Consider the following 25,685-nt stretch of genomic DNA (forward strand, 5'->3'; position numbering starts at 1 on the left):
AACATCATCTTTAAAATAATAAACCTCATCTTTTTTGTTTTCTTGAGCTACCCGTCTTGTACTGCTCTTTTTTTCTACTCAAAGAAGCGCTACTATCTCCACATGCCACACCTGCTAAGCTAAGAGCTACAATATTATTCGATAGCAAAATCTTTTTTGTCTCCAATGTGTTTTCCCTCCCTTTTATGTAGATATACTATGCAAAACAATGTAATTTAGCATAAAGAGAACTTAGAGTCTATAGGTTGTTGTAATAACCTAAAATCAATAAAAAGTGTTGGATATTGGCCGCTTGTTTGCTTTCTTCTCGCACCTCATGTAAGCTTTTCTTAGTACGCTTTTTATTAACAAGAAAGTAGGGGACTGCTTTATGGAACGAAATGAAATCTTAAAAAAATTACGTCGCGAACTCCGCTCAGGGCATCGTCTACTTGGTGTGGCAACTGGAACAGGGATGACCGCTAGCTATGCCGAACAAGGGGGCGCTGACTTCACATTAATTTTAAATTCTGGTCGCTTCAGACAAATGGGGCGGAGTTCACTTGCCGGCTTTTTACCATTTGCTAATAGTAACCAGCTTGTATTTGATTTTGCGATGCGCGAAATTATTCCCCTCATTCATAAAATTCCCGTAATTTTCGGATTAAATGGAACAGATCCAACGATGGATATCCCGCAATTTATTCAAACTATCAAACAAAGTGGATTTTCAGGCATTAATAATTACCCATCTGTTGGTCTCATTGATGGTGCTTTTCGTGAAGCCTTGGAAGCAGAAGGGACTCGCTATGACCTAGAAGTAGAGGCCATTCGTGCTGCTCATCAAGCCGATTTATTTACAATTGCTTTTGTCTTTAACGCTGACCAAGTTCGCAAGATGACGCAAGCGGGTGCTGACGTGATTTGTATTCATCTGGGGCTTACAAGTGGCGGCTTACTTGGGGCACAAAAAGTACTTTCACTTGAAGCCGCTATAGAAGAAACAAAAGCCATGCTCGAGCGGATCCCTAAAAATCGCAAAAATGTTTTCAAGATGGTTTATGGAGGTCCAGTCAAAACGCTTGTCGATATTCGCTATCTGTATAACCATATTCCAGAACTCGATGGTTACATTGGCGGATCTACTTTCGAACGTCTTCCTTCTGAAGAGGTCATTGTCCACCAAACACGTGATTTCAAAAAATCAGAAATCACCTCGGATGGGAGTTTACTCGCACAAATGCTCGATGGTATTGAAAAGCATTATGATTATGTCGAATTTGTCAAAAAATATGTCGAAGCCAACTACAGCGAACCGATCCAATTAGCAGAACTCGTGCAAGTAGCTCATTTATCGCCCAGTTATTTAAGTACGCTTTTTAAAGAAAAAGTGGGGTATAGCTTTACTGAATATTTGATTCGCTTCCGCCTCAATAAGGCGGTCGAATGGATGCGACAAGATCCTAAACGCTCCCTAAAAGAAATTGCCTTAGGGATCCATTATCAAGACTACGCCCAATTTAATAAAGTTTTCAAGAAATACATGGGGATGTCTCCGAAAGAATACCGACGACAAATCACCTAACATAAAGACTATTTATTATAACATAAAAACGTTTACATAAATATTGAAAGCGCTATAATAAAAGTGTAGTAAGTTAACGGACGCGCCCGTAAAAAACTTCTGATGAAGGAGGACTTTGCTTTGAAAACAGTTGCATTAATCGGGACCTTTGACACTAAAGGCGCTGAATACAGTTATATAAAAAAGCAAATTGAAAAATTAGGATTAAACGTTTTAACGATTCACGTTGGCGTATTTGAACCAGCATTCAAACCAGATGTTTCCAATCAACAAGTTGCTGAAGCTGCTGGAAGTGATATTCATTCCTTAGCTGAACGAAAAGATCGTGCACATGCCACAGAAGTTTTATCATTAGGTGTGAAAAAAATAGTGCCTAAATTATATGAAGAAGGACGGTTTGATGGAGTTTTATCATTTGGAGGGACAGGGGGAACTTCACTAGTTGCCCCAGGCATGCGAGAACTTCCAATTGGTGTTCCCAAAATAATTGTTTCCACTGTGGCTTCTGGAGATACATCGCCGTATATCGGCACGAGCGATCTCATCTTAATCCCATCCATTGTTGATGTGGCTGGATTAAACAAAATCTCTGTTCAAATTTTTAACAATGCTGTTTTGGCCATGGCAGGTTTGCTTAAGTTTGAAGCCGAACCATTCTCGAGCGACAAGCCGTTGATCGCTGCTTCTATGTTTGGGGTAACGACGCCAGCAGTTAACTTTGCACGGAACTATCTAGAAGAGCGAGGCTATGAAGTGCTCGTCTTTCATGCAACTGGGATTGGCGGAAAAACGATGGAATCACTCATTCAGTCCGGCTTTTTCCACGGGGTATTAGATTTAACAACGACAGAATGGGCGGATGAGTTAGTTGGAGGTGTGTTAAATGCTGGCCCAAATCGTTTGGAAGCCGCCTCAATAACGCAAACGCCTCAAGTTGTTTCTGTCGGAGCACTGGATATGGTGAATTTTGGACCGTATGATACAGTTCCAGAGAAGTTTAAAACACGTCAACTTTACAAACATAATCCTACAGTTACATTGATGCGCACGACAGTGGAAGAAAACCGACAATTTGGCGAGAAAATTGCTGAAAAGTTGAACCTTGCAGAAGCTTATACGACACTTATTATTCCAGAAAAAGGGGTGTCTGGCATAGATGTAGTGGGAGAACCTTTCTACGGAGAAAAAGAAGATAAAGTTTTATTCCAAACTTTAATAGAACAAATCACAAATCCAGTTGTTGAAATTGTTCAGCGACCAGAAGCTATTAATGATAAGACTTTTGCGAATTTGCAGCACAAAAATTGATCACGTTAATCGAAGAGAAGGAAGGTAAAAACAATGAATAAACAAACAAGAAAAGAAATTTTAGAGGCTTTTAGCAAACGGATAAAACAAGGAGAAATTTTAGTTGGAGTTGGAGCAGGTACAGGTATTACCGCTAAAAGCAGTGAAGCTGGCGGCGCAGATATGTTAATTATCTACAATTCAGGACGCTACCGAATGGCCGGACGTGGTTCTCTTGCAGGCCTACTCTCTTATGGAGATGCGAACCAAATCGTTGTGGACATGGGGAGCGAAGTGCTTCCTGTCGTTGAACATACGCCTGTTTTAGCTGGTGTTTGCGGCACAGATCCGTTCCGTGTAATGGATGTTTATTTAAAACAATTAAAAGATCAAGGATTTAACGGCGTTCAAAATTTCCCAACAGTTGGCTTGATTGATGGGACATTCCGTCAAAACTTAGAAGAAACCAATATGGGTTATGATCTCGAAGTTGATATGATTCGAAAAGCACACGAATTAGATCTTCTCACAACACCTTATGTATTTGATCCGGAACAAGCACGTAAAATGGCGGAAGTAGGCGCTGACATTTTAGTAGCTCATATGGGACTCACAACAAAAGGAACTATTGGCGCTAAAACAGCTCTTACGCTGGACGATTGTGTTACAAAAATTGAAGAAATTATTCAAGCAGGTCGCAAAGTAAACCCTGATATCTTAGTTATTTGTCACGGGGGACCAATCGCTGAACCAGAAGATGCGAAATACGTTATTGAACACACATCGGGCATTGATGGATTCTTCGGCGCTTCAAGCATCGAACGCTTCGCAGCTGAAAAGGGAATTAAGAGCCAAACAGAAAACTTTAAAGCAATTAAACAGAACTGATTTTTTCACTCTAATTCGTACCTGATAGCTATTTAAAATTCAATCCATGCTGTATATTTGGTCATCAGATTTCTCATTACTATAAACTACTGTTGAAAACTCGCCATGCATTATGCATGGCGAGTTTTTATGCTGCTGCAAGAAGAGCACATTGAATGAACTTCTAAGAGAAGTCTCTAATTAAGAATAAACTTGCAAAGTAGGAGGTATTTAGAGTTGTTTTCCAAAAGCTTCCTACAGCAGACAAACTTAATTACTTAGATTTGAATTTGATTATGTATTCCTAAGTTAACTTTTTATTTGTTACTTGTTCAAGCTCTGTTCTAAGTTTTTCACAGAAAAAAAAGAACTGAAAAGTAAGGTGCTGATCATGATAAGGATAAATGTGAAGAGATAAAAACTATTTGCTGTTAGTAAAAAGTTACCTACAGGTGGACCTAAGAAATAAGCAAGATTTCCTCCCATGGTAACGAAAGAAAAATAAGTGGTTTGTAAATGCGGCGGTGCAATTTTTGCAGTTACGCCCTGGAGTTTTGGTGTGATGAAAATTTCTCCAAGAGCAAAAAGAACGGCAGATACAAAAATCAAGAATGTGATCTTAGAGAAAAAGAACAGACAAGTAGCACCTATGTAGAAAAAGACACCGATGCATAGCAAGAGAGGGGTTTTCACTTTTTTACTAATCAGTGTTATAAAAGGCTGAACAATAATGATTGTAAAAGTCATGATACTTAGCATTGCGGCAACTAATTTGACTCCTGTTGATCCAAACAGGTTTTTTAAATAGAGCGAAAAGCTTGTTTCATATTGAACCTCGACAAAGAAAATACAGAAAAAGGCTAGAAATAGTAAAACTGCTCGTCTATCCTTAACAATCGTAAGAAAATCATGAAGCGGTGATGTTTTTTTTGAATCAATTTTTGGTTTTAAATCATGGGGAACAATAATGTAGGCTACAATGGAAATAAGGAGTAAGATAACGCTAAAAATGATGAAAGGTGTAGGTGTATTTCCAGCACCAATAAACACCCCAACTATTGGTCCTAACACACCGCCAAGGTTTGTTGCCCAGTAATTAATATTCATAACGCTATCGATATGTTCAGTTTTCGTTGTGTTACTAAGTGCAGTCATGATAATCGGATTATAAATCGACCAGCCTATGCCACTTATAGTTGCAGATAGTATAAGCATATAAAAATTTGTAAAAATAATATAACCAAGAATTCCTAACATTGGAAATAAAAGTGAAAAAATAGTTCCCCATTTAAAAGAAATCCGGTCAATTACATTTGCAGCGAAAAGTCCGATCAAAAGTTGTATAGCAGATGGGATGCCGGTAATAAAACCAATGGATGCCACAGAGATCGTCAACCTGTTGGATAGATAAATCATGAGAAAAGGTATAGACATAAAACGCAAGAAATTAATTGCAAAACTAATAATTAAGTAAAAAAATGTAATTTTATTTATCTTTTCTGAAAATTTAATCCGCATGTTGTCATCTCCTAATGTTGTTTAGATCACTATAGCATAAATAGTTAGATTAGTGAATTCCTTTTTTTGGTTGACAGAGATATTAATCAACTGTACCATGACAATGATAACGTTGTCATTAATTACAATCTAGAAGGAGACGAATAGAATCTAAAAAATGTGGTAACTAAACTAGAAAAAGAAGATATCGAATTTGATAGTCTGTAACTAATAAAGTAAATATTTGAGAATAAAAGATATTGAGATAAACATGACTAAGACAAAATAATCATTTATAATGGTTAGACAAGCTGATATTAATAAATTATTTTAAACCAAGATTGGTGGCCCAAAATGTCTATATTTATTGAACTTACAAATCCGAATTTTTTTAAAATTTGAGAGCTGGAGGAGAAAAAGCAATGAGTTATCAAAATACTTTTATTCTAGTTTCAGAGGATACAAGGGCAGGCGCCGGTGTAAAGCCACCTATGAAAGAAAAACCAACTATTGCAAACCTTGAATATCAAATTATCATGACGCATCCGTATGAAAAAACAGAAGCAGATGTGCAGTTTGAATGTGAGGTTATTCGAAAAGGAATGAGCTTTTCAACCAGTGAAGAAGAAATAGAGGCTCGTGAGACTTTTTTTGCTAAACCCCATGCTTGCTTTCGCTCCTCGCCACTGGTTAAAACATATGGATTCGGAATCCATTATGATGAAAACGGGCATATCATGATTTATGGCATGGAAACCCCAGCTTATCAAAAACTAGCGCAAGATGAAAAGCTAATAATCAAGAAGGGAATGCGAAGTAATCGCAAGAAAAAAGAATAACACAGCAAAGTGTTTCTTGACAGAACTTTTTTTAGTTAGTTTTCATTTCAAAAGAAAATGAATGGTCGTGAATGAGGCAAAACTTAGCTATTCGTTTATTTTATAGCTGGGTTTTGTTTTTTTGTCCTAAAAAAACTATCAAAAAAATGGTGCTATCTGGTATACTAAAAACTATTAAGGAGGAGGTGCTTAGAATGAGTCTGAAACTTCGTGAATTGCTGTGCTTGCCTTCTTTAAAAAATGCTAAGGTTGTAGCAGGGCGATCGGGTCTAGAAAGATTTGTTTCTTCCATTTCCGTTTTGGAACATACGGATACGGAAGCTTTTGAGGCGGAATTGTTTAATAATAATGAATTTTATGGCGATGAAATTGTGATTTCTGGTCTAATTAGTATTAAAGACAATGAAGAAGCACAGTGCAATATGATTCGTAAGCTACGGCGTGCTGGTGAGATCGGATTGATTTTATATTATGTAGGAATTTATCTCCCCAAAGTTAGCCAAAAAATGATTGAACTCGCTGATGAACTAGGTTTCACATTGATTGTAATGCCGGAAAACGAACGCGTCCTTCGCTACAGTGAGGTCATTTATGAAGTCGTTGAGGCGATTGTGAAGCAAGAAATGAATGAAACGCAATTTTCTGGAAAACTCTTAGAACAGATTTCAATGCTACCAGAAAATCAGCGAAGCGTCGACACAATGCTTAAAATTCTTGCAGATCGGACTAAAACCTCTGTCGCTCTCGCCGATAATAGTGGACAACTTGTCAATGCAGTATCGTGGCCGCGGAGTAGTACCTTGGATTTAGGCGAGAACATTCAAACGATTAAAAACGAAGAAATTGTGCAAGAACAGCAGATTTGGAAGACGAAACGCCCTATTCTGCAAAATGGGAACCAAACGATGTCGCTGTACCTAATGAAAGAGCAAACGACGCTCACTGAAAATTTGGCTAGTCAGATTCATGAAGTCGTTCAGGTCTTCATGAATCTTTGGGGCGAGAATTATCAAGAAGCGAGTCCCCGTGAACTGATGAAAGCCATCATGAATAACGAAAGTGTCAAAATGCGTCGCCTCGGGAAATTGTTTGATATCGACGTTTCTGCGATTCAAAATATGTGGCTGATCGCTGTTAAAGACTTGCAAAAAAATAACGAAGTCTTGCATTTTTTAAAACAAACCGTGGCACCTTGTTTCAACGTTTCTTTCATTGATTTTTATGATGATTTTATCGTTGTTCTTATGGACAAAAGCAGGAAACAAGATGAGTTTGAATCACTTGCTACCGAGTGCTCTTTTGAAATGGAGAAGCAGGGAATCAGCATGTCACTCATCAAATGCTTTGGCACGACAAGTACGGTTGAAGTTCAAGAAGCCTATATGACCGTAAAAAATTATTTACCAGCGGCTCGAAAAGTTTATCCATCAAAAACGATTTTTTTCTATCAAGAAATTGAATTTGTCGCAGACTGTTTAGAGATTGTATATAGCGGGGAAGTAGCGGTGGCAGAAACCCTTAAACAATTAAAACCACTGATGCTTACGGGAAATAATGAGGATGAATTACTCGTAACTCTAGCGGCATTCTTGCTAGATGCTGAACTTAGCTACCGAAAAGCGGCAGAAAAACTTTATTTGCACCGGAATACGATTAAGTATCGGATCAACAAAGTGAATGAGCTCCTTGCGTTTCCAGTCACTAAGATTCCTGAGAGTTACAAAGTATATCAGGCTATAGCAGTTTGGCGAATTTTAGGTGAGAATTATAAAAACTAATGCAAAACGGATAATTTTTGTCACTTTTGACAAGAATTGTCCGTTTTATTTTGCTTTTTTGCTAATTACTTCAATTTTGAGTTTTTGTATAATGGAGGCATTACTAAAAAGGAGGCAGAAAATTATGGCAATACAAAACACAAACAATCAAGAACAAGCACAATCTTGGACGGGTCTTGCTTTTGTCTGGACTGGTGCAATGATTTGCATTCCGAGCTTGATGATCGGCGGGACCCTGATTGCAGGCATGCCATTTTGGGAAGCGATCCTAACCGCTCTAATCGGCCATGGCATCATCGTTGTTTTGATGATCTTTCAGGGAATCCAAGGAAGCGATTTAAAAATGCCAGCCGTTAAAGCTGCTGGTCAAGTATTCGGCAAGCAAGGCTCAAAAAAACTGATTTCCATCATCCTTGCGATTAGTTGCCTCGGCTGGTTTGGTATCCAGGCAAATGTTTGCGGAATGGCTTTCTCTCAGTTTTTAAGTCTCTATCAGATTGATTTCCCCGTCTGGCTTTCTTCCATCGTCTGGGGTATTATCATGCTTGTTTCCGCTCTTTATGGCATCAAAATTTTGAATTTGTTAAATTATATTGCCGTTCCCGTTTTGCTCGTTGTCTGTCTCTACGCGCTTGTTGTTTCATTAAAGGGAGGCATTTCACCAGTCTTTCAACATCAGCCAACGACACACTTGCCGTTTTTCAGCGGACTTTCGATCACAGTTGGTTCATTTGCACTTGGAGCGGTCATCGCTGGTGACTATTCACAGTATACGAAAAAACGTGGTGACATTGTCAAAGCATCTATCCTTGGCATCTTACCTTCTGGGATTTTTATGATTTTAGTCGGAGCTGTTTTAGCGATTACAGCAGGAACAGCAGATATCACGGCTGTCTTTACGGAACTTGGACTACCTGTTATCGGTGTGGTTGCCCTTGTTCTTGCCACGTGGACAACGAATGCTGTCAATGCTTTTTCAGGAGGTATCGCCATTTGTAATATCTTCAATTTTTCAAAAAGCAAGGAAAAAATCGCAGTCGCTTGTGCTGGCATTCTCGGAACCATTTTAGCAGCGTTTGGGATTTTAAATTATTTTGTACCGATTATGAATGTGTTATCCGCGATGGTTCCTCCAGTTGCAGGTGTTATGATTGCCTCTTATTGGGTCATTCAAAAAGGTGATAAAACGAAATGGCAAGAAGTAAAAGGGGTAAACTGGATGGGAGTTACAGCCTGGTCTGTTGGTGCAGTCATCGCCTGCATCCCAGTTATTTTCAGTTTCTTCAAAGAACTTCCCCAGTTTCCGAACCAGCCCCTAATCGGCTGTATTATTTCCTTTGTGATTTATCTAGTCGCAAAAAAAGTGATGGACAGTCGAAAAAAACATGTATTAGAAGAAGATTTTTGAGTGAATAGGAGGAAGTTAGATGCGTTATTTAGATGAACAAGCCATTGAAGACATTGCTTTAGGTGCCGCGTTTTTAGGAACTGGTGGTGGGGGTGATCCATATATTGGAAAAATGATGGCTCTTTCTGCTTTAAAAGAATATGGTCCAGCGAAACTACTTTCGGTAGATGAAATCGCAGATGACGACTTTTTTATCCCAGCAGCGAGCATGGGTGCGCCCTCTGTTTTGATTGAAAAATTTCCAAAAGGAGATGAATACCTGCGAATTTTCGATAAGCTCGGGCGCTATATTGGAAAAGAGTTGACAGGGACTTTTCCGATGGAAGCAGGGGGCGTGAATTCCATGATTCCGATCGTTGTAGCTGCGCAACTAGGGATTCCACTTGTCGACTGTGATGGCATGGGTCGAGCTTTCCCTGAGCTTCAAATGGTGACATTCCATTTGCACGGGGTTTCCGCAACCCCGATGGCAGTTGCTGATGAAAAAGGAAATATTGAAATCCTTGAAACGCAAGATAATAACTGGACGGAACGCTTAGCGCGCGCTGCAACAGTTGAGATGGGAGCAAGCAGTTCTGTTGGGCTTTATCCTTGTAGTGGAAAAGATATTAAACAAGCTGGGATTCGAGGCATCGTTAGCTTATCAGAAAAAATTGGCCAAATCATTCAATCGAAACAGCAAGATCAAGCAGAAAAATTGAATCAACTACTTGAAGCAACGGATGGCTACCATTTATTTAGTGGAAAAATTGTCGATGTCGAGCGTGATATGGTAGGCGGATTTAACCGGGGGTGCGTCACTATTAAAGGGTTAACAGAAAATTCCCAAGATGAAATAAAAGTTTACTTCCAAAATGAGAACTTGATCGCTCAAAAAAATGGGGAAGTGATTGCGATGACTCCCGATTTAATTTGCTTAACGGACCTTGAAACCCTTCATCCGGTGACGACTGAATCATTAAAATACGGGAAGCGTGTCCATGTGTTAGGTCTTCCTTCAAATCCGCAGTGGCGAACTGAAAAAGGACTGGAAACTGTAGGACCTCGTTATTTCGGCTATGACCTTGACTTCATTCCGATTGAGAAAACGCAGGCAAAAGGAGGGACTGTCCATGTATAAAGTAGGGATAGATGTTGGTGGAACCAATACAGATGCGGTAGTATTAAATGAAAAATTTGAACTCGTTACAAGTACCAAAGTTCCAACTAGCGAAGATATTGAAACGGGGATTCGCGAGGCATTAAAACAAGTCCTTGAAAAGGCAGGAATTGAGCGAGAAAAGGTTTCTCATGCTATGCTTGGCACAACGCAGTGCACCAATGCGATTGTAGAACGAAAAAAACTAGCACGAGTGGCTGTTATTCGACTTGGCTATCCAGCAACGGCCTCTGTTTTACCCTATACGGCTTGGCCAAAAGATCTGATTGACAAGCTTTCTGGAATATATCAACTGGCCTCAGGTGGATTTGAGTTTGATGGTGGCGAGCTTTCTGTTTTTTCAGAACCAGAGATTCGAGAAATTCTTCAAAGCTGGAAAGACAAGGTGGAAGCCATTGCCGTTGTAGGTGTGTTTTCATCTTTGAAAAATGAAGAGGAATTTCGTGTTGCAGAAATCGCTAGAGAAGAACTGGGGGAAAAAATTCCAGTTTCGCTTTCATCTACCATAGGGTCTATTGGATTGCTTGAACGTGAAAATGCCAGCATTTTAAACGCTGGACTATTTAAAGTAATGGAAGCAACCAGTCGAGGATTTGAAAAAGCGCTACAAAGTGAGGGCATTCATCAGGCAGAAGTTTTTCTTTGTCAAAATGATGGCACGCTTATGTCTATTGAATATGCAAGGAAGTTTCCAATTCTTACAATTGCTTGTGGCCCAACAAATAGCATCCGAGGCGCAGCTTACCTAGCTGGATTAAAAGACGTTTTAGTACTTGATGTCGGTGGAACTACATCCGATATTGGTGTGCTTGCTGGCGGTTTTCCGCGTGAATCTTCTCTTGCGGTGGAAGTTGGAGGAGTTCGCACGAATTTCCGTATGCCGGATATCGTCTCCATTGGGCTTGGCGGAGGAAGCATTGTTCGACGTGATGGCGACGAAGTGACGGTTGGACCAGATAGTGTGGGATACCGGATTACAGAAGAAGCACTTGTTTTTGGCGGAGAAACGATTACGGCTACAGATATCGCAGTTCGTTTAGGACATGCGAACGTCGGAGACCGGAAGAAAGCCGAACAAATTCCACTTGAATTTGCTGAAAAAGCCTATCAAAAAATTGCAGAGATGACAGAAGTCGCTATTGATAAAATGAAAACTAGTTCAGGAGATGTGGAGGTTGTTTTAGTTGGCGGTGGTAGCTTGATTATCCCCGATCAGCTGAAAGGAGTCCGCAAAATTATCCGAGATGAACATGGTGCTGTTGCAAACGCGATTGGAGCTTCAATTTCACAAATAAGCGGTGAATACGAACAAATTTATATTTACTCACAAAAACCGCGTGAAGAAGCTTTGCAAGATGCAGAGGAAAAAGCTTATGAAAAGGCAAGGCTTGCTGGCGCAGTTGTAGAAACGATCGAAGTTGTGGAAGTAGAAGAAATTCCGCTTGCTTACCATCCAGATAATGCGACTCGTCTTCGAATTAAAGCCGTTGGCGATTTAGTCTAAAAAACCCGTTGCTAGAAATAGCAACGGGTTTTTTAGCTTCTTCAATCTCGTAATCCTTTTCCAGCTAAAATCTGTGGAATGAATTTTTCAATGCGAGCTTCACGTGTTTTGCTTTGCTTCGCACCAGCAAAATAAAATAGATAAGCTTTTCTGCGTCCAGGCGTGAGCGACTCAAAAGCAGTCTTTAAACGGGGATCCTCTTTTAATTTTACCGCAAATTCTTCTGGCATGTTAACGGTACTAGCTGTTTCTTTCTTTTCCACTTGTAAGCCTGATTTTTCGACTTGAATAGCTTCTAACACGTAAGCTTGGATAACTTTTCGAAGCTCTTCCACTTCTTCTTTTGACGTAAACCGTAACTGTTTACCAACACGTGAATTTTCACCCACATCTAAAAGAACTTTTTCGGGATCTTTTAGCAAAGACCCTTTGAAAAATAACAGCGCGCAGTAAGCTTTAAATCCTTGAATCAAAACAATATTTTTATGATTGACGCTGTAACAAGGTTTATGCCATTTAAATTCCTCCGTTATTTCGTCATCGATATCCAGTAAAATCGTTCGAAGCTTTTCTGTTACTTCTTGCCAAATTGGTATTTCATGAACATAATCTTCCACTTGCGGATTAGCTTTGGTTTTCGCCATCATTATCGCTCCATTTCGGTCTTGTATAATTTTTCATAATTATAGCACGTCACTCTCAAAAATTTAACAAATAATAACTAAATTATTTTATAAAATTACTTTGACACCAGTCATTCTTCCCACCTATAATAAGTAAAGAGAGAAGGGAGCGGACGGCTTGAAAAGGGAAGATGATAAATTTATTATTCAAACTGCACTTTTAACGGGTAAGTTGTTGCTTGAAAATGGAGCAGAGACAGCCCGAGTTGAAGATACGATGGAACGAATTATTCGAAAAAGCCTAGGGAGCACGGCTTCTAAAAGCTATTATACTTATGTGACACTTTCGGGCGTTTTCGTAAGAACCGATCTAGCAGAAAATAGTTTTCTCCGAATTGACAGTCGTGGATATAACTTAGAAAAGGTTGTCCAAGTCAATCAAATTTCACGTGACTTCACAGAAGGAAAAACAACTCTTCCAGAAATGAAACAACGCCTTGAAAAAGTTGATGCGGATACAAGCCGTGACGCCATGTGGAAGCAGCTTTTTTTTACTGCGCTGTTAAGTGGTGCCATTGTTTTGATTTTTGGTGGCAGGTGGTCAGATCTTCCAAGTGCCATTACGGGCGGTGTTTTAGCATACTTTGTATTTCAAAAATTAACGAACATGGCCGATTATCCATTCATTTTTGAATTTCTTTCCACTTTTATAGGTGGCCTATTCGGCTATCTCGTGCATCAGCTCATGGGCTCTGATATTAACCTAACGATGATCGGCACAGTCGTTCCACTTGTTCCTGGGATTGGGATTACAAATGCGATTCGTGACTTACTTGCGCGACACTATATTTCGGGAATTATTCGGCTGTTCGAGAGTTTATTTGTGGCAGCGGCTCTCGGATGTGGTGTGGCTCTCGTTATTTTGTTGTTTAATTCGTAGGAAAAGGGGAAGTTTTCATGTTTTTCGAACTGATCTATCATTTTATTTTCAGTTTCATTGCTTCATGCGCTTTTGGTTTTTTGTGTCGCATTCCGAATAAGACAATTATTGCTGGAGGAATTGTTGGCGGAGCGGGCTGGCTAGGATATTATATGATGAGCACAAACGGTTTCGGTGTTTTCATCACAAGTTTTTGCTGTTCCCTCATTTTAAGCACATTGAGCTATGCCTACAGCTACATTCGCAAATACCCCTCCACAGTTTACTTTATACCAGGACTTGTCCCAGTTGTTCCGGGGATCACCTTTTATGAGGTCTTCAAGGAACTATTTACGAACCATGCGGATGTTGCTTTAACCACCTTTTTTAATGTTATTGCTTCAGCTGTAGCCCTAGCATGCGGGATTATCATTGGGAACATTTTATTTTTGTTGCTTTTTAAACCGATTATCAATCAAGTTAAAACTGCTTTCAGATGAGAGCAGTTTTATTTTGTCTAGCTCTCAATCTACAAGTGATGGATTCTACGATATACTTAAAGAAATTGGACCCACTACAATTTTTCCTAGGAAGTTAGTTCTAAGTTGACTCTACCACAGTGTCAGTCTTTAAAATGATAACAAAGGAGAGAAAAGCAGGTATGTTTCGCATCGGTGATTTTTCTAAACTCGCACAAATAAGCGTTAGAATGTTACGACACTATGATAAGCTCGCTCTCATTAAACCAGTTAAAATTGACGCAACAACAGGATATCGTTATTATGAGGCTCGTCAGCTAGAAGATGTCGAACGTATTCGAGAATTACAAAGCATGGGTTTTTCCTTAAAGGAGATAAAGTGGATTTTTGAGCAGTCGGATGAAAAACAAGCGCTTTTTTTGCTTTATGAAAATCGCTATCAAGCATTAAAAAAAGAAGCAGAAAAACTAAAAGAACAAATGAAACGCTTAAAAGAAGCGAAGCCATATTTTAAGCACAATCAGCACTACTTAGTGAAAGTGAAAACTTTGCCAGAACGAAGAGTCCTTAGTTTGCGCGAAAAAATCCCCAACTATAATGATGAGGGAGTCCTTTGGAAAAAACTTTATCAAAAAGCAGCAAGAGAAAAAATTTCTTTTTCAAAAGAGCGGCTCGACTGTGCGATTTTCCATGATGCTAGTTACTTGGAGAACTGGCCGGATGTTGAAGTGCAATCGGTTATTCTTGATGCAGAAGAAAACCTTAATTTTAAGAAAGTGCCTGAACAATTAGTGGCAAGTATTACTTTTAGTGGTTCCTATGAAAAGATGGCAGTCGTAACAGAAACTTTTGCCAAATGGGTCGAGTCCAATCCCTACGAAATTGCGGGACCGATGTTAAATATCTATCACGTATCGAAAGCAACTGAAGAAGACCCCGAAAAATGGCTTACAGAAGCGTGCTTTCAAGTGAAAAGGAGAGATGAATAAGTTGAAATATGAATGGCGTAAAGAAGAAAAGGAACTTTATTTGCCCAAGAAACAGCCAGTTTTTCTGGATGTTCCGAAAATGTGTTACCTGACAATCGATGGCGAAGGGGACCCTAATGAAAAAGCTTTTCAAGAGCACGTAGCTGCACTTTATGCGGCTGCTTATACGATTCGAATGCTACCGAAAAAAGGGCTAACTCCTGAAGGTTATTTTGAGTATACCGTTTATCCACTTGAAGGAGAGTGGACAACGAAACAACGAGATGCTGGTCCACTTGATAAATCTTTATTTGCTTATAAGATCATGATTCGACAGCCGGAATTTGTTAACCAAAAATTGTTCGATGAAATCAGTCCCTTTCTTGAAAAGAAGCTTTCAAACGAACAAATTCAGAAGTTGAGGTTAGAAGAATTCACTGAGGGACCTTCAATTCAAATGCTACATCTTGGCGCATATGATACAGAACCCGCGAGCTTTGCTCAAATGGAACAGTTCGCATCGGATAAAGGATTTGAACGGGTATCAAAGGATCATAAGGAGATTTATTTGTCTGATCCCAGAAGAACGGCACCTGAAAATTTAAAAACAGTTCTTCGATTTGCTGTGAAGCAAAAACTTTGACCTTTTCTGACTATAGAGCTACAATAGAATTGTAAGGTAAGAATAAGAAGGTTATGAGGAGTGATGAATGATGATGAACTTACCACAAATGCATCACAGCGACTTCTTTGACTTATTCCCATCTGTCTTTGATGGAAACGTTAACCTATTAAATGGAAGCCAAATGAATGTCGACATTTCAGAAACTGAGGAAAACTATCAAGTGAAAGCGGATTTACCAGGTTTTAACAAAGAAGACATTCGCGTTGATTTTGAAAATGGTATTTTGACAATTAAAGGTCAACGTGAAAAGAAAGCGGACGTGAAAGATGACGCGGGAAACTTTATTCGTCGTGAACGTTCAAGTGGCTCTATCAGCAGAAGCTTTGCACTTCAAAATGTAGATGCGAGTGGAGTGAAAGCAGACTTTGTGGATGGCGTTTTAAGCATTGTTCTTCCAAAATTAGAAAATAGTGACCATACAAAAATTGAAATTAAATAACGAATGCTTAAAAGCTGCTGGAATTTTCTTCCAGTGGCTTTTTTGTTTGCAATAGACAAAAGTTTTCAGAACGGGTATCCTTAAGGGGAAGCGTATTTCTTTGCGTAAAGGAGCTCGAAAATGAAAGAAAAATTAGTCAGTGTGATTGTGCCTGTATATAATGTAGAAAAAGATTTGATGCGCTGTGTTAATTCGATTTTGAATCAAACGTATCCGCATCTTGAAATTTTATTAATTGACGATGGTTCTACGGATTCTTCTGGGGAAATGATAGACCAGCTGACAGATACTCGTGTGAAAAAAATTCATCAACTGAATAGTGGTCAAGCAGGAGCACGGAATACGGGGTTAAATCTTGCAACTGGGGATTATATTGTGATGGTAGACAGCGATGATTGGATTCAGGAAAATTTAGTTGAAGTTTGTCTGAAAACGGCCGAGGAGTCGCATGCTGATCTCGTTTTATTTACTTCTTATAACGTAAACCAAGAAGGAAAAAAACAATATGTGCCTCGAAATTCTGGATACTTGCTGACAGATGCGGGAAGCGTTCCTTGGAACAAATTTTATGCCGCTCAGCTGTTACGGGATATTCGTTTCCCACTTGGGACTTGGTACGAGGATTTGGGAATGATTCCGGCTGTCGTTTTACGAGCAAAAAATCCTGTGAAGCTTGACGAAGCTCTCTATTTTTATCAGACGGATCGCATGGATTCCCAGTCGAACCTCAAACAGGATCTTAAATTTCTTGAAGTCATCCTGATGCTTCAGCATGTGGAAGCTGAGATGAAGCGGTTGAAGATTTATACTGGAAATGAACAGGAACTCGAATGGCTTTATATGGAACACCTTGTTTATCGCACGGTGCTCCGAAAAATCATTGATCTCAAATCCATTAAATTGCGTAGGGAAGCACTGAGAGAGGTGAAGCAAGTTTTGGAAGAGAGGTTCCCGCGCTGGAGAAAAAACGGGTACAGTTCTGGCCACGGGTTAACGGCAAAACTGAAGAAAATCGCGGTACGTCTTTATCTCGCTGGCTTTGTTCGACTTGGGGATTGGGTTTGGAAAGTGCCGTTTGAAAAAAGACGCCAAAAAACTGGCTTTTAAAAGGAGAAAAACATGAAAGTAAGTGTGATTATCCCCGCTTATAATGTGAGCGAATATATTGATGCTTGTATCGATTCTGTGATGAATCAATCTTATCCAGATCTTGAAGTGATTGTTGTGGAGGACGGATCAACGGACGATACGGGTGAAAAGTTAAAACAGTTGCAGCAAAAGTATCCTTCTCTTCATGTAATTCGGAAGGAAAACGGTGGGTTGTCAGCTGCGAGAAATGATGGCGTGAAGCTTTCAACAGGAACTTATCTTGCTTTTGTTGATAGTGATGATGTTATTGACAGAACGATGTATGAACGAATGGTGAAAAGCCTTGAGCAAGCGGATGCAGAAATCGTAACGATCGGGGTGAGCCGACTTCGCGGCGAAGATGTTTATCCTTCTGTTCTTCATGAACGTTTTATGCAAGAAACAAAAATTGGAACGAATTTGCATGAAACAAACGAGTTGCTTTATGATACGACGAGCTGGAATAAATTGTTTAAACGCAGCTTTTGGGATGAGAATCAGTTTGCTTTTCCAGTAGGAAAAACTTTTGAAGATATTCCTGTTGTTATTCCTGCTTATTTAAAGGCTGAGCGTGTCAATTTACTCGCCTCGATAGGCTACTACTGGCGTTCAAGGGAATCTTCGGGATCTATTACGCAACAACGTAACAATGTTCGCATGGTAAAGGATCGACTGGATGCTTTAAGAGTTTGTGATCAAGCCTTTAAAGGAGTGACGGATACAAAACTCATCCAAGCAAAAAAAGATAAATTCCTAGCGATTGACTTATTTTCAATGATCGAATGGCTTTTTCTCGCGCCTAAAGAAGATTATGAGGAAATTCGCGGGCTCGTTTCAAGCTATATCGAGCAGGCTGATTTGAAAACTGATTTAGTAAGGCTACCTAAAAGGAAACGTAAAATGTTTGAGGCGTTACTTTCGGACCGGCAAAGTGCTTTTAAATGGCAAGGGCGACTCTACTTCTTGCAAAAGGCTTTTGGAAAAATTTCTTTTCCTTCTAAAAACAAGTAATTTGACAAAGAAACAAGTTGTAACTATAATGGTTACAAAGAGGTGAGGGAATGGCCATTTCAACACGTTTTAGTGTCGCGGTGCATATTTTGACGTTAGTTGATCGAAATCGCGGCGAACAAATAACCTCTGAGGAGATCGCGGGGAGCGTTGGAACGAACCCGGTTGTAATCCGGCGCATCATGAGTCTTTTAAAGAAAGCTGGGTTGCTTCATTCAAGTCCTGGCGCTAGCGTGACTTATTTGACGCGTGATCCGAAAGAGATTTCGCTCTATGAAGTGTACCGAGCTGTGGAAGGGGAAAAGCAGTTATTTGATATGCATCAAAATCCCAATCCAAATTGTTTCGTTGGTGCTCACATTCAAGATGCGCTTGATGATGCCTTTTTAAATGCGCAGCGAAAGATGGAAGCTGAATTAAAAAAGGTAAGTTTACAAGATATTCGTGCAAGTATGGAAAGCAAGGCGAATTAGATTTGCCTTGCTATCAAAAACATTTGATTGTAACTGTTTTAGTTACATATAAGGAGGAAGAATCATGAAAGTAGCCATTATTGCAGCAGCAGGAAAAGCTGGTCATTTGATTTTAGAGGAGGCTGTTAAACGGGGAATGGATGTGACGGCGATTGTTCGTCATAAAGAAAAAATTACGAATCCAAATGTAGAGGTGCTAGAAAAGGACTTATTTGATTTAACGTTTGCAGACTTAGAGGGGCAAGATGTAGTTGTCGATGCGTTTAATGCGCCACTTGGAAAAGAAGAGCTGCATCAAAGTTCGCTTGCGCATTTGATTGAGCTTTTAAAAGGACATGAAGAGATTCGATTAATGGTTGTTGGTGGGGCAGGTAGTTTATATGTCGATCCTGAGAAGACAACTCGTCTCATGGACACAAAAGACTTTCCAGAAGCATTTCTTCCAACGGCTTCTAATATGGGGAAAGCTTTTGATGAACTGAAGGCGACAACGAATTTGAACTGGACGTATGTTAGTCCTTCTGCTTTCTTTAACCCTGATGGAGCAGCAACGGGAAGCTATCAGATGGGCGCTGACAACTTGCTTACAAATGCTAGCGGAGAAAGTGAAATCAGTTTTCTAGATTATGCACGTGGCTTTGTTGATGAAATCGAAAAGGGCGAACATCAGCGTGAACGTATTACGCTTGCTTCGAAATAGTGGAAAAAACTCCTTGCATTTGCGAGGAGTTTTTTTGCGGGAAAGAAAGTCTTAAGTTTTCTAAAAGAATCTTAAAATCAGTCTTAAGATGGCTTGATTTCTCCCCTTTTTTCGCGTATTGTTTAGCTAAAAGAAACAGGAGGAGATGCTTTTTTGAGAAAGTGGACGAAAAAGAAGAAGCGGCGAATTTACTTTTTAACGGGCATTTTTGCATCGGTTGTTCTTCTGTTTGTTTTGGCTGGGATGCTCCGGAATGCGTATTTAGAATTTACGGCACCATCTCCTGCTTACGACAACGAAAAACAGCATTTCATCAGCAAACTCGTCCCACGCGCACAGCAAATTCAAAAGGAACATAATATTTTGACGAGCGTTACGCTTGCTCAGGCGATTCTTGAGTCAAATTGGGGAAAAAGCGAGCTGGCGATTAAAGCGAATAATTTATTTGGAGTGAAAGGGTCAGCAGGTGCTCCGTTAATTAATATGACTACAAAGGAATTTCAAGATGGAAAATGGATCGAGATCAAAGCTAATTTTCGAAAATATACAAGTTTTGATGAATCACTTGATGATCATGCGAATCTCTTTTTAAATGGGACTTCTTGGGCGAAAGATAAATACCGGGCTGTAATTGATGCCAGAGATTATAAAACGGCTGCAAAAGCAATCATGGATGCGGGATATGCAACTGATCCAACTTATGCTTCGAAACTTACAACGCTGATTGAGGATTATGACTTAACGAGCTACGATGAAGTAGGGGCGAAAGTCATTCGAAATCAGCTTGCAGGGTACAAAGCAAAGGTTAAAAAAGACGCAGAAGGAACGGTTTATGGTATGCCTTATGGACTCCCTGGGGCAACCAAAAATGAAAACTTAACTTTTTACGCGAGGGATACTTTGAATGTTCTCCGTGTTGCGGAAACAACTAACGGAAAATGGGTTCAATTTGCTGTTGATGGGAAGACAGCAGGTTGGGTTAATGCGGATTTAATTCAACGAAAATAACCGAAAATGGATTGAAATTAACACTTTTTAGTTGTCTTATTGGTAGTTCATTAGACCTAACAAAGTGCGTTTCAATCCTTTTTTTTGTTTTTTTTCGTTTTGCGCAACCTAAGCAAGTGAATGGTTTTTATTGTTTTGTCATTTTTGTAACCTAAAAGAAATATATATTACATAAAAGTTTTGTTAGAATGAAATGGTTGCTAAGAAAGAACACATGTTTTTATATCTTTGAGGTATAAAAATTTATTCAAAAAAGGATGTGCAAACTCATTATGTTTTCAATTGCTAAGAAGCACTTGCTTAGAATAGGGCTCGTCAGCCTATCGTTTTCGATGATCGCTCTTCCTATGCAAGCAAAGGCGGATGACTCATCTGCTCGGATAACTTCCGCGCAACAAGCTTTCATTAATGAAATTGCGCCACATGCAAAAAGAGTTCAAAAAGAACATGGAATTTTAGCCAGCATTACAATTTCTCAAGCGATTTTAGAATCGAATTGGGGGAAAAGTCAGCTTGCCCAAAAAGGAAAAAACCTATTTGGCATTAAAGGAACCTTCCGCGGGAGATCCATTTATTTGCCAACTAAAGAGCATAATGGTGTGGTCTATGTTGGAACAAAAGCTGCTTTTAAATCGTATCCGTCTTGGTACGATTCACTGAATGATCATGCACTTTTATTTGCTGAGGGCCCAAGCTGGAATAAAAAATTATATGCGCGTTTGCTTGGGGAAACAAATTTCCGTTTAGCAGCGCAAGCTTTGGCTGAAACGGGTTATTCATCGGACCCAACATACGCAGCCAAGTTGATTGAAGTTATTGAAAAGTTTGGTTTAGCAACTTATGACCGTTCAGAACTGGCTCTCGATCAAATGTCTTCGGTTACTCAGACTTATGCAGTCGGTCAAATGAAAGAACACCGTGTATTAAATATTTGGAGTTCGCCAAATACACGTGAAGCAAAACTCCTCGCTAGCTTCTCGAATGATTTCGATCCAAAAATTGAAATTTTACGCGAAGCCAAAATGGATAGTAATAAAATTTGGTACCAAATTGAACTTGGCTCTCAAGTGGGTTGGGTAAATAGTGATGTGGTTGAGTTAATTTATACGACATCAGGAAAAACGCCATTTAAAAATCAAAGCGTTGGACTTGCAGGTGCCGGAAGTACTTGGCATAAGCGGTTAACGGGTCAAAATGGCTTTAACCAAGTTGCCTTAAATAGTGATGAATCAAGTGACGAACTTCCTTTTTTTAAGAAGTTTTCTGTAGTTAGTGCGGTCACTTTAATGACTAATACAAAATTACATTTGAGTATGTAATTGATAATAAACCGAAAATTCTAGCGCTTATTTAAGCTTGAATTTTCGGTTTTAATGCGTCTGACCAAGTTTCCTGTTTTTTTTCTGCTATAATAAGAAACATGAAGGAAAGGATGTGCTGAAATGGATCAGGAATTAGAAATGTTAAAAGCGTTGACGGATGCAAAAGGGATTGCTGGAAATGAACGTGAACCAAGACAAGTTTTTGAATCTTACATAAAAGACGCTGCCGATGAGCTTCACCATGATGGACTTGGGAGTAGTATTGCACTTAAAAAAGGGCAGGCGGATGGACCTAAAGTGATGATCGCAGGACACTTGGATGAAGTCGGTTTTATGGTTACACAAATTGACGCAGGCGGTTTTATTAAATTCCAAACGGTCGGTGGCTGGGTGCCTCATGTTATGTTGTCACAAAAAGTTACTGTTATTACTCGTGAAGGGGAAGAAATTCCTGGCTTGATTGGATCTAAACCTCCTCATCTAATGACGGCTGCTGAGAGGCAAAAATCTTTTGACATTAAATCGATGTTCATTGATGTGGGTTCGAATGACCGAGAAGAAACCGAAAGTTTTGGTATTCGTCCAGGAGACATGATTGTCCCTGCTTTTGAATTTACAACAATGAAAAACGAGAAGTTCTTACTTGCGAAAGCTTGGGATAATCGAATCGGTTTGGCTGTTGCTATTCAAGTTCTTAAAAATTTACAAAATGAAAAACATCCTAACAATGTTTACGGCGTTGGTGCTGTCCAAGAAGAAGTGGGACTACGTGGATCGAAAACGGCGACGCATTTTATTCAACCGGATATTGGTTTTGCAGTCGATGTCGGCATTGCTGGTGATACGCCGGGAATTAAACCAGAGGAAGCGCAAAGTAAAATGGGTAAAGGCCCGCAAATTATTTTATACGATGCTTCACTCGTCAGTCATCCTGGCTTGCGTAACTTTGTTACAGATGTAGCGGATGAACTCGGGATCCCTTATCAGTTTGATGCGATTCCTGGTGGTGGTACAGATGCTGGGTCGATTCACTTAACAGGAGACGGGGTTCCGTCACTGCCAGTTACGATTGCAGCACGTTATATCCATTCCAATGCATCAATCATCCATCGTGATGATTTTGAAGCAACGGTAAAACTTCTTACGGAAGTCATCAAACGTTTGGATGCTGAAACAGTCAAGAAAATTACATTTGGCTGAGGCTTAGAGAAAAGGTGCCCACTTATCGGGCGCCTTTTTAGATTGCTTTTTTATAGATTCCTCTCTACAATAGAAATAGATTGCCGGATAAAGCTACTATGAAAATATAATTAGGTCTTTATACCTATTTACATAAAGAAGTAAAGCTGTTTTATAAAGGTGGAATTTCGTTTTAGATTACAGAATTGTTACAAAGGAGGGGTTGGATGGAACTAATTCAGTCCACCAAAAATGAACGTGTCAAAAAATGGAAAAAATTGATGATGAAAAAAGGGCGAGCTGAACAAGGAACATACCTTGTTGAAGGCTTTCATTTAGTGGAAGAGGCGCTAAAGCAAGATGGACTTGTTGAAGAGCTGATCGTTGAAGAGGGTTTGTCATTTGACTTAGAGCGACCTAGTGAGATTCGAAAACACTTGGTGAGTCATGAGGTGAGCCACTATTTAAGTGAAACTAAAAGCGAGCAAGGGGTTTTTGCAGTCATCAAAATAACGGAGCCAGAGCTCTTGTTTCTTGTTGATAAGAAGTTTTTACTTCTTGATGCGGTGCAGGATCCTGGGAATATGGGAACGCTAATTCGAACGGCAGACGCGGCTGGATTTGATGCGGTCATTCTCGGTGCTGGGTCTGCGGATTTATATAATCCTAAGGTGATACGCAGTGCGCAGGGAAGTCACTTTCATATTCCTGTAATTAGTGGGAATCTTTTAGACTGGCTTTTTAGGCTTGCAGATGAAGAAGTTCCAGTCTATGGCGCTTTCTTGGATGAAACGGCAATGCCTTATGATCAGGTTTCTAAAAAGGAATCGTTTGGGCTCGTTGTGGGGAATGAAGGAAATGGTATTTCGAAAACAATTGAAGAAAAAATCAGGCATAAAGTCTATATCCCTATTTATGGTGAAAGTGAATCCCTAAATGTTTCAGTCGCTGCGGGAATTTTGATGTATGCTTTGCGAAAATAAAAAACCTTGAAGGAGGTTTGTCTCCTTCAAGGCCTATTCCTTGGTGTTTTTTAATTTGATTTCATGGATTAAAACAGGATGAAGCACTTTTTGAACGGAACGGATATAGCTATTTGCGGCACCCCAATCAATATTGAAAATTAAATTATCGGAGCTTCCTGTTGAGATGGCTGTAACTTCTGATTCTCCGTGGAAGTTATTGATAGTAATGAAAAGAGCAGCTCGATTGGAAGCGCGGAAGTAATATTTTTCGTAAGCGAGTGTTGCGAGTTTCTTTCCTTCGCCAAAGTCACGTATTTCTTCAAATACTGGTGTGCTGGTCGCTTGCGAAAGCTTAATCATATCCATCGTTTCTTCAACGGAACTTTTAACGATATAGCGACGACTCGTCATTTGTCTCACTCCTCTTCGTTTTCTTTCTTCTATTGTAAGCCCGTCTATTTAATTTCGCAATCCCACTTTTAAAAAATAAGCAACATGAATTTAATTAGTTACTTTCTGTTTGGTTTTGTGCTATAATACAAAAAGAGGTGAGAATTATGACGGAAGCACATAAAGTTTGTCCGAAGTTTGAATCCGCATTTCAGCTTCTTGGAAAACGTTGGACGGGTTTGATTATTAATGTTCTTCTCACAGGGCCAAAACGTTTTAAACAAGTGGCAGGAGAAATTCCGCAAATGAGTGATCGCGTATTAGCTGAACGTTTAAAAGAACTGGAAGAAATGGAAATTGTTGTAAGGCAAGTCTATCCAGAGACGCCTGTTCGCATTGAATATACATTAACGGAAAAAGGCAAAGATTTGAAAAAAGTCATGGAGCAGGTCCAGTGTTGGGCTGATAGGTGGATTCCACTTGAACAGACTGCAGAGTGATGAGATAATAAGAAACATGGCAATTATGAATATTGCTGTGTTTTTTATTTTGGCTAAAAAGGGGAATGAACATGAAAAAGAAGGGGCTTTTTACGGCGCTCGTCATGATCGTTTTAATACTTTCAGCGTGTTCTTTTGCGACTACAAAAAAAGAGTCCACCAAGAAAACGCCGAGTATTGCGGTTACGATTCAAGTTACACAAAATGAAGGAAAAGAAAAACTGGAAACAAAAAAAGTCCAAGCGAAAAAAGGAACGACGCTTTATCAAATGCTTCAAGACAATTTTAAAATTGCTGATGATAAAGGGATGATTACATCCATTAATGGCGTTTCTCAAGATGAAAAAGCTGGTCGTTACTGGTTTATTGAAATAAATGGTAAATTTGCAACAAAAGGCGCTAAAGAAACGAAGCCTAAAAATGGGGATAAAGTGAGTTTTGATCTTCATGAAGCCAACTAATGAAATGATGCGATTTTCACTGAAAAATACTAAAATATTAGCGCTTTTGGCTGTACTTTCAGCGCTTGCGGCAGCGGGAAGAATTTTATTTGCTCCGCTACCCAATATTCAACCGGTCACAGCCCTTGTTGTTATGCTGACGCTACTGTGCGGCGTTCGTTTTGGCGTTTTATTCGCGACACTTACGATGGTTGTTTCAAATTTTGTGTTGGGGTTAGGGATTTGGACTTTTGGACAAGTTTTAGGATACGCATTTATTGCGCTTTTAACGGGCTTGTTCCTTCGACCTTACAGACAAAAAATACCGCTTTGGATGATGGCACTTTTTTGCGGACTGATGGGTTTTGTTTATGGGCTTATTCAAGCGCTTTTGATTGCTCCAATTTATGGGTTTGCTTATTTTTGGGTGTATTACCTAGCAGGGTTATCCTTTGATACGCTTCATGCTACCGGGAATATAGTCTTTTACTTCGTTTTGGCGCCGATTTTTTTACCTCTGTTAACGAGGCTTTTGCAGAAATATACTTGCTAA

The 25,685-nt window shown here is 39.5% G+C and carries 28 protein-coding genes; 24 read left to right on the forward strand and 4 right to left on the reverse strand.

Annotated features, from left to right (window positions below; genetic code table 11):
* Window positions 1–25: 25 nt before the first annotated feature.
* Window positions 26–166, reverse strand: coding sequence for a hypothetical protein (locus HB912_RS03365; RefSeq protein ID WP_185372201.1), 141 nt, complete (start codon window positions 164–166; stop codon window positions 26–28).
* A 204-nt stretch (window positions 167–370) separates the two neighbouring features.
* On the opposite strand from HB912_RS03365, the gene HB912_RS03370 reads away from it, so the two are divergent.
* From HB912_RS03370 to HB912_RS03380, 3 genes are all read left to right on the forward strand, one after another.
* Window positions 371–1,564: a phosphoenolpyruvate hydrolase family protein gene (locus tag HB912_RS03370; RefSeq protein WP_185372202.1), complete on the forward strand. Its 1,194-nt coding sequence runs from the start codon at window positions 371–373 to the stop codon at window positions 1,562–1,564.
* A 120-nt stretch (window positions 1,565–1,684) separates the two neighbouring features.
* On the forward strand, window positions 1,685–2,872 hold the full coding sequence (locus HB912_RS03375; protein ID WP_185372203.1) for a Tm-1-like ATP-binding domain-containing protein: 1,188 nt from the start codon (window positions 1,685–1,687) through the stop codon (window positions 2,870–2,872).
* Between the two features lie 33 nt (window positions 2,873–2,905).
* Window positions 2,906–3,739 carry a phosphoenolpyruvate hydrolase family protein gene (locus tag HB912_RS03380; protein ID WP_185372204.1) on the forward strand — a complete coding sequence of 278 codons (834 nt, stop codon included), beginning with the start codon at window positions 2,906–2,908 and terminating at the stop codon, window positions 3,737–3,739.
* Between the two features lie 303 nt (window positions 3,740–4,042).
* Here the strand turns inward: HB912_RS03380 and HB912_RS03385 are convergent, their stop codons facing one another.
* Window positions 4,043–5,236: an MFS transporter gene (locus tag HB912_RS03385; RefSeq protein WP_185372205.1), complete on the reverse strand. Its 1,194-nt coding sequence runs from the start codon at window positions 5,234–5,236 to the stop codon at window positions 4,043–4,045.
* A 401-nt stretch (window positions 5,237–5,637) separates the two neighbouring features.
* Here HB912_RS03385 and HB912_RS03390 point away from each other — a divergent pair, with 401 nt between their 5' ends.
* From HB912_RS03390 to HB912_RS03410, 5 genes are all read left to right on the forward strand, one after another.
* Complete coding sequence (locus tag HB912_RS03390; RefSeq protein ID WP_185372206.1) at window positions 5,638–6,054, forward strand: DUF6157 family protein; 417 nt, start codon at window positions 5,638–5,640, stop codon at window positions 6,052–6,054.
* Between the two features lie 194 nt (window positions 6,055–6,248).
* Window positions 6,249–7,832 (forward strand): PucR family transcriptional regulator, encoded by a 1,584-nt coding sequence (locus tag HB912_RS03395; RefSeq protein WP_185372207.1) that lies wholly within the window; start codon window positions 6,249–6,251, stop codon window positions 7,830–7,832.
* 130 nt (window positions 7,833–7,962) lie between these two features.
* Entirely contained in the window at window positions 7,963–9,240 is a 1,278-nt protein-coding gene (locus HB912_RS03400) for a cytosine permease (RefSeq protein WP_425324765.1), read from the forward strand.
* A gap of 19 nt (window positions 9,241–9,259) precedes the next feature.
* Window positions 9,260–10,360 carry an S-methyl thiohydantoin desulfurase family protein gene (locus HB912_RS03405; RefSeq protein WP_185372209.1) on the forward strand — a complete coding sequence of 367 codons (1,101 nt, stop codon included), beginning with the start codon at window positions 9,260–9,262 and terminating at the stop codon, window positions 10,358–10,360.
* Window positions 10,353–11,903, forward strand: coding sequence for a hydantoinase/oxoprolinase N-terminal domain-containing protein (locus HB912_RS03410; protein WP_185372210.1), 1,551 nt, complete (start codon window positions 10,353–10,355; stop codon window positions 11,901–11,903). The genes HB912_RS03405 and HB912_RS03410 overlap by 8 nt, the downstream gene beginning before the upstream one ends.
* Window positions 11,904–11,944: 41 nt before the next feature.
* On the opposite strand, the gene HB912_RS03415 is transcribed toward HB912_RS03410, so the two are convergent.
* Window positions 11,945–12,547, reverse strand: a complete 603-nt coding sequence (locus tag HB912_RS03415; RefSeq protein WP_185372211.1) for a YdeI/OmpD-associated family protein — start codon at window positions 12,545–12,547, stop codon at window positions 11,945–11,947.
* Window positions 12,548–12,704: 157 nt separating this feature from the next.
* Here HB912_RS03415 and HB912_RS03420 point away from each other — a divergent pair, with 157 nt between their 5' ends.
* The 13 genes from HB912_RS03420 (at window position 12,705) to HB912_RS03480 (ending at window position 23,820) form a co-directional block, all read left to right on the forward strand.
* Window positions 12,705–13,466 (forward strand): threonine/serine exporter family protein, encoded by a 762-nt coding sequence (locus HB912_RS03420; RefSeq protein WP_036072683.1) that lies wholly within the window; start codon window positions 12,705–12,707, stop codon window positions 13,464–13,466.
* Between the two features lie 17 nt (window positions 13,467–13,483).
* Window positions 13,484–13,945, forward strand: a complete 462-nt coding sequence (locus tag HB912_RS03425) for a threonine/serine exporter family protein (protein WP_185372212.1) — start codon at window positions 13,484–13,486, stop codon at window positions 13,943–13,945.
* 161 nt (window positions 13,946–14,106) lie between these two features.
* Complete coding sequence (locus HB912_RS03430) at window positions 14,107–14,913, forward strand: MerR family transcriptional regulator (protein WP_185372213.1); 807 nt, start codon at window positions 14,107–14,109, stop codon at window positions 14,911–14,913.
* A 1-nt stretch (window position 14,914) separates the two neighbouring features.
* Window positions 14,915–15,535, forward strand: a complete 621-nt coding sequence (locus tag HB912_RS03435; RefSeq protein ID WP_244964409.1) for a GyrI-like domain-containing protein — start codon at window positions 14,915–14,917, stop codon at window positions 15,533–15,535.
* Between the two features lie 70 nt (window positions 15,536–15,605).
* The gene (locus tag HB912_RS03440; RefSeq protein WP_036072674.1) at window positions 15,606–16,016 is read left to right on the forward strand and encodes an Hsp20/alpha crystallin family protein; all 411 of its coding nucleotides are present in this window, start codon (window positions 15,606–15,608) and stop codon (window positions 16,014–16,016) included.
* 120 nt (window positions 16,017–16,136) lie between these two features.
* On the forward strand, window positions 16,137–17,123 hold the full coding sequence (locus tag HB912_RS03445) for a glycosyltransferase family 2 protein (protein ID WP_185372215.1): 987 nt from the start codon (window positions 16,137–16,139) through the stop codon (window positions 17,121–17,123).
* 12 nt (window positions 17,124–17,135) lie between these two features.
* Window positions 17,136–18,155, forward strand: coding sequence for a glycosyltransferase family 2 protein (locus HB912_RS03450; RefSeq protein WP_185372216.1), 1,020 nt, complete (start codon window positions 17,136–17,138; stop codon window positions 18,153–18,155).
* A gap of 50 nt (window positions 18,156–18,205) precedes the next feature.
* Window positions 18,206–18,628 (forward strand): Rrf2 family transcriptional regulator, encoded by a 423-nt coding sequence (locus HB912_RS03455; RefSeq protein ID WP_185372217.1) that lies wholly within the window; start codon window positions 18,206–18,208, stop codon window positions 18,626–18,628.
* A gap of 64 nt (window positions 18,629–18,692) precedes the next feature.
* Window positions 18,693–19,328 carry an NAD(P)-dependent oxidoreductase gene (locus HB912_RS03460; RefSeq protein WP_185372218.1) on the forward strand — a complete coding sequence of 212 codons (636 nt, stop codon included), beginning with the start codon at window positions 18,693–18,695 and terminating at the stop codon, window positions 19,326–19,328.
* Between the two features lie 153 nt (window positions 19,329–19,481).
* Window positions 19,482–20,336: a glucosaminidase domain-containing protein gene (locus HB912_RS03465; protein WP_483403573.1), complete on the forward strand. Its 855-nt coding sequence runs from the start codon at window positions 19,482–19,484 to the stop codon at window positions 20,334–20,336.
* Window positions 20,337–20,608: 272 nt separating this feature from the next.
* On the forward strand, window positions 20,609–21,655 hold the full coding sequence (locus HB912_RS03470) for a glucosaminidase domain-containing protein (protein WP_185372219.1): 1,047 nt from the start codon (window positions 20,609–20,611) through the stop codon (window positions 21,653–21,655).
* Window positions 21,656–21,778: 123 nt separating this feature from the next.
* Window positions 21,779–22,858 carry a M42 family metallopeptidase gene (locus HB912_RS03475; RefSeq protein ID WP_036072668.1) on the forward strand — a complete coding sequence of 360 codons (1,080 nt, stop codon included), beginning with the start codon at window positions 21,779–21,781 and terminating at the stop codon, window positions 22,856–22,858.
* Between the two features lie 206 nt (window positions 22,859–23,064).
* A complete protein-coding gene (locus tag HB912_RS03480) occupies window positions 23,065–23,820 on the forward strand; it encodes a TrmH family RNA methyltransferase (protein ID WP_185372220.1) in 756 nt (251 codons plus the stop codon).
* Window positions 23,821–23,853: 33 nt separating this feature from the next.
* On the opposite strand, the gene HB912_RS03485 is transcribed toward HB912_RS03480, so the two are convergent.
* The gene (locus tag HB912_RS03485; RefSeq protein WP_185372221.1) at window positions 23,854–24,213 is read right to left on the reverse strand and encodes a DUF6054 family protein; all 360 of its coding nucleotides are present in this window, start codon (window positions 24,211–24,213) and stop codon (window positions 23,854–23,856) included.
* 146 nt (window positions 24,214–24,359) lie between these two features.
* Between HB912_RS03485 and HB912_RS03490 the strand changes: the two genes are divergently transcribed.
* From HB912_RS03490 to HB912_RS03500, 3 genes are all read left to right on the forward strand, one after another.
* The gene (locus tag HB912_RS03490) at window positions 24,360–24,692 is read left to right on the forward strand and encodes a winged helix-turn-helix transcriptional regulator (RefSeq protein WP_036072656.1); all 333 of its coding nucleotides are present in this window, start codon (window positions 24,360–24,362) and stop codon (window positions 24,690–24,692) included.
* A 71-nt stretch (window positions 24,693–24,763) separates the two neighbouring features.
* Window positions 24,764–25,153 carry a DUF4430 domain-containing protein gene (locus tag HB912_RS03495; RefSeq protein WP_185372222.1) on the forward strand — a complete coding sequence of 130 codons (390 nt, stop codon included), beginning with the start codon at window positions 24,764–24,766 and terminating at the stop codon, window positions 25,151–25,153.
* Window positions 25,140–25,685, forward strand: a complete 546-nt coding sequence (locus HB912_RS03500; RefSeq protein ID WP_185372223.1) for an ECF transporter S component — start codon at window positions 25,140–25,142, stop codon at window positions 25,683–25,685. Before HB912_RS03495 ends, HB912_RS03500 begins: the two co-directional genes overlap by 14 nt.

The sequence above is a fragment of the Listeria aquatica genome (assembly GCF_014223975.1).
Lineage (GTDB): Bacteria > Bacillota > Bacilli > Lactobacillales > Listeriaceae > Listeria > Listeria aquatica.

What these genes read in the sequence shown, in the direction of transcription:
- HB912_RS03370 (WP_185372202.1), top strand. Translation starts at nt 371, where the DNA reads ATGGAACGAAATGAAATCTTAAAAAAATTACGTCGCGAACTCCGCTCA.
- HB912_RS03380 (WP_185372204.1), top strand. Translation starts at nt 2,906, where the DNA reads ATGAATAAACAAACAAGAAAAGAAATTTTAGAGGCTTTTAGCAAACGG.
- HB912_RS03385 (WP_185372205.1), bottom strand. Translation starts at nt 5,236, where the DNA reads ATGCGGATTAAATTTTCAGAAAAGATAAATAAAATTACATTTTTTTAC.
- HB912_RS03390 (WP_185372206.1), top strand. Translation starts at nt 5,638, where the DNA reads ATGAGTTATCAAAATACTTTTATTCTAGTTTCAGAGGATACAAGGGCA.
- HB912_RS03395 (WP_185372207.1), top strand. Translation starts at nt 6,249, where the DNA reads ATGAGTCTGAAACTTCGTGAATTGCTGTGCTTGCCTTCTTTAAAAAAT.
- HB912_RS03405 (WP_185372209.1), top strand. Translation starts at nt 9,260, where the DNA reads ATGCGTTATTTAGATGAACAAGCCATTGAAGACATTGCTTTAGGTGCC.
- HB912_RS03410 (WP_185372210.1), top strand. Translation starts at nt 10,353, where the DNA reads ATGTATAAAGTAGGGATAGATGTTGGTGGAACCAATACAGATGCGGTA.
- HB912_RS03415 (WP_185372211.1), bottom strand. Translation starts at nt 12,547, where the DNA reads ATGGCGAAAACCAAAGCTAATCCGCAAGTGGAAGATTATGTTCATGAA.
- HB912_RS03425 (WP_185372212.1), top strand. Translation starts at nt 13,484, where the DNA reads ATGTTTTTCGAACTGATCTATCATTTTATTTTCAGTTTCATTGCTTCA.
- HB912_RS03430 (WP_185372213.1), top strand. Translation starts at nt 14,107, where the DNA reads ATGTTTCGCATCGGTGATTTTTCTAAACTCGCACAAATAAGCGTTAGA.
- HB912_RS03440 (WP_036072674.1), top strand. Translation starts at nt 15,606, where the DNA reads ATGATGAACTTACCACAAATGCATCACAGCGACTTCTTTGACTTATTC.
- HB912_RS03445 (WP_185372215.1), top strand. Translation starts at nt 16,137, where the DNA reads ATGAAAGAAAAATTAGTCAGTGTGATTGTGCCTGTATATAATGTAGAA.
- HB912_RS03450 (WP_185372216.1), top strand. Translation starts at nt 17,136, where the DNA reads ATGAAAGTAAGTGTGATTATCCCCGCTTATAATGTGAGCGAATATATT.
- HB912_RS03455 (WP_185372217.1), top strand. Translation starts at nt 18,206, where the DNA reads ATGGCCATTTCAACACGTTTTAGTGTCGCGGTGCATATTTTGACGTTA.
- HB912_RS03460 (WP_185372218.1), top strand. Translation starts at nt 18,693, where the DNA reads ATGAAAGTAGCCATTATTGCAGCAGCAGGAAAAGCTGGTCATTTGATT.
- HB912_RS03470 (WP_185372219.1), top strand. Translation starts at nt 20,609, where the DNA reads ATGTTTTCAATTGCTAAGAAGCACTTGCTTAGAATAGGGCTCGTCAGC.
- HB912_RS03475 (WP_036072668.1), top strand. Translation starts at nt 21,779, where the DNA reads ATGGATCAGGAATTAGAAATGTTAAAAGCGTTGACGGATGCAAAAGGG.
- HB912_RS03480 (WP_185372220.1), top strand. Translation starts at nt 23,065, where the DNA reads ATGGAACTAATTCAGTCCACCAAAAATGAACGTGTCAAAAAATGGAAA.
- HB912_RS03485 (WP_185372221.1), bottom strand. Translation starts at nt 24,213, where the DNA reads ATGACGAGTCGTCGCTATATCGTTAAAAGTTCCGTTGAAGAAACGATG.
- HB912_RS03490 (WP_036072656.1), top strand. Translation starts at nt 24,360, where the DNA reads ATGACGGAAGCACATAAAGTTTGTCCGAAGTTTGAATCCGCATTTCAG.
- HB912_RS03495 (WP_185372222.1), top strand. Translation starts at nt 24,764, where the DNA reads ATGAAAAAGAAGGGGCTTTTTACGGCGCTCGTCATGATCGTTTTAATA.
- HB912_RS03500 (WP_185372223.1), top strand. Translation starts at nt 25,140, where the DNA reads ATGAAGCCAACTAATGAAATGATGCGATTTTCACTGAAAAATACTAAA.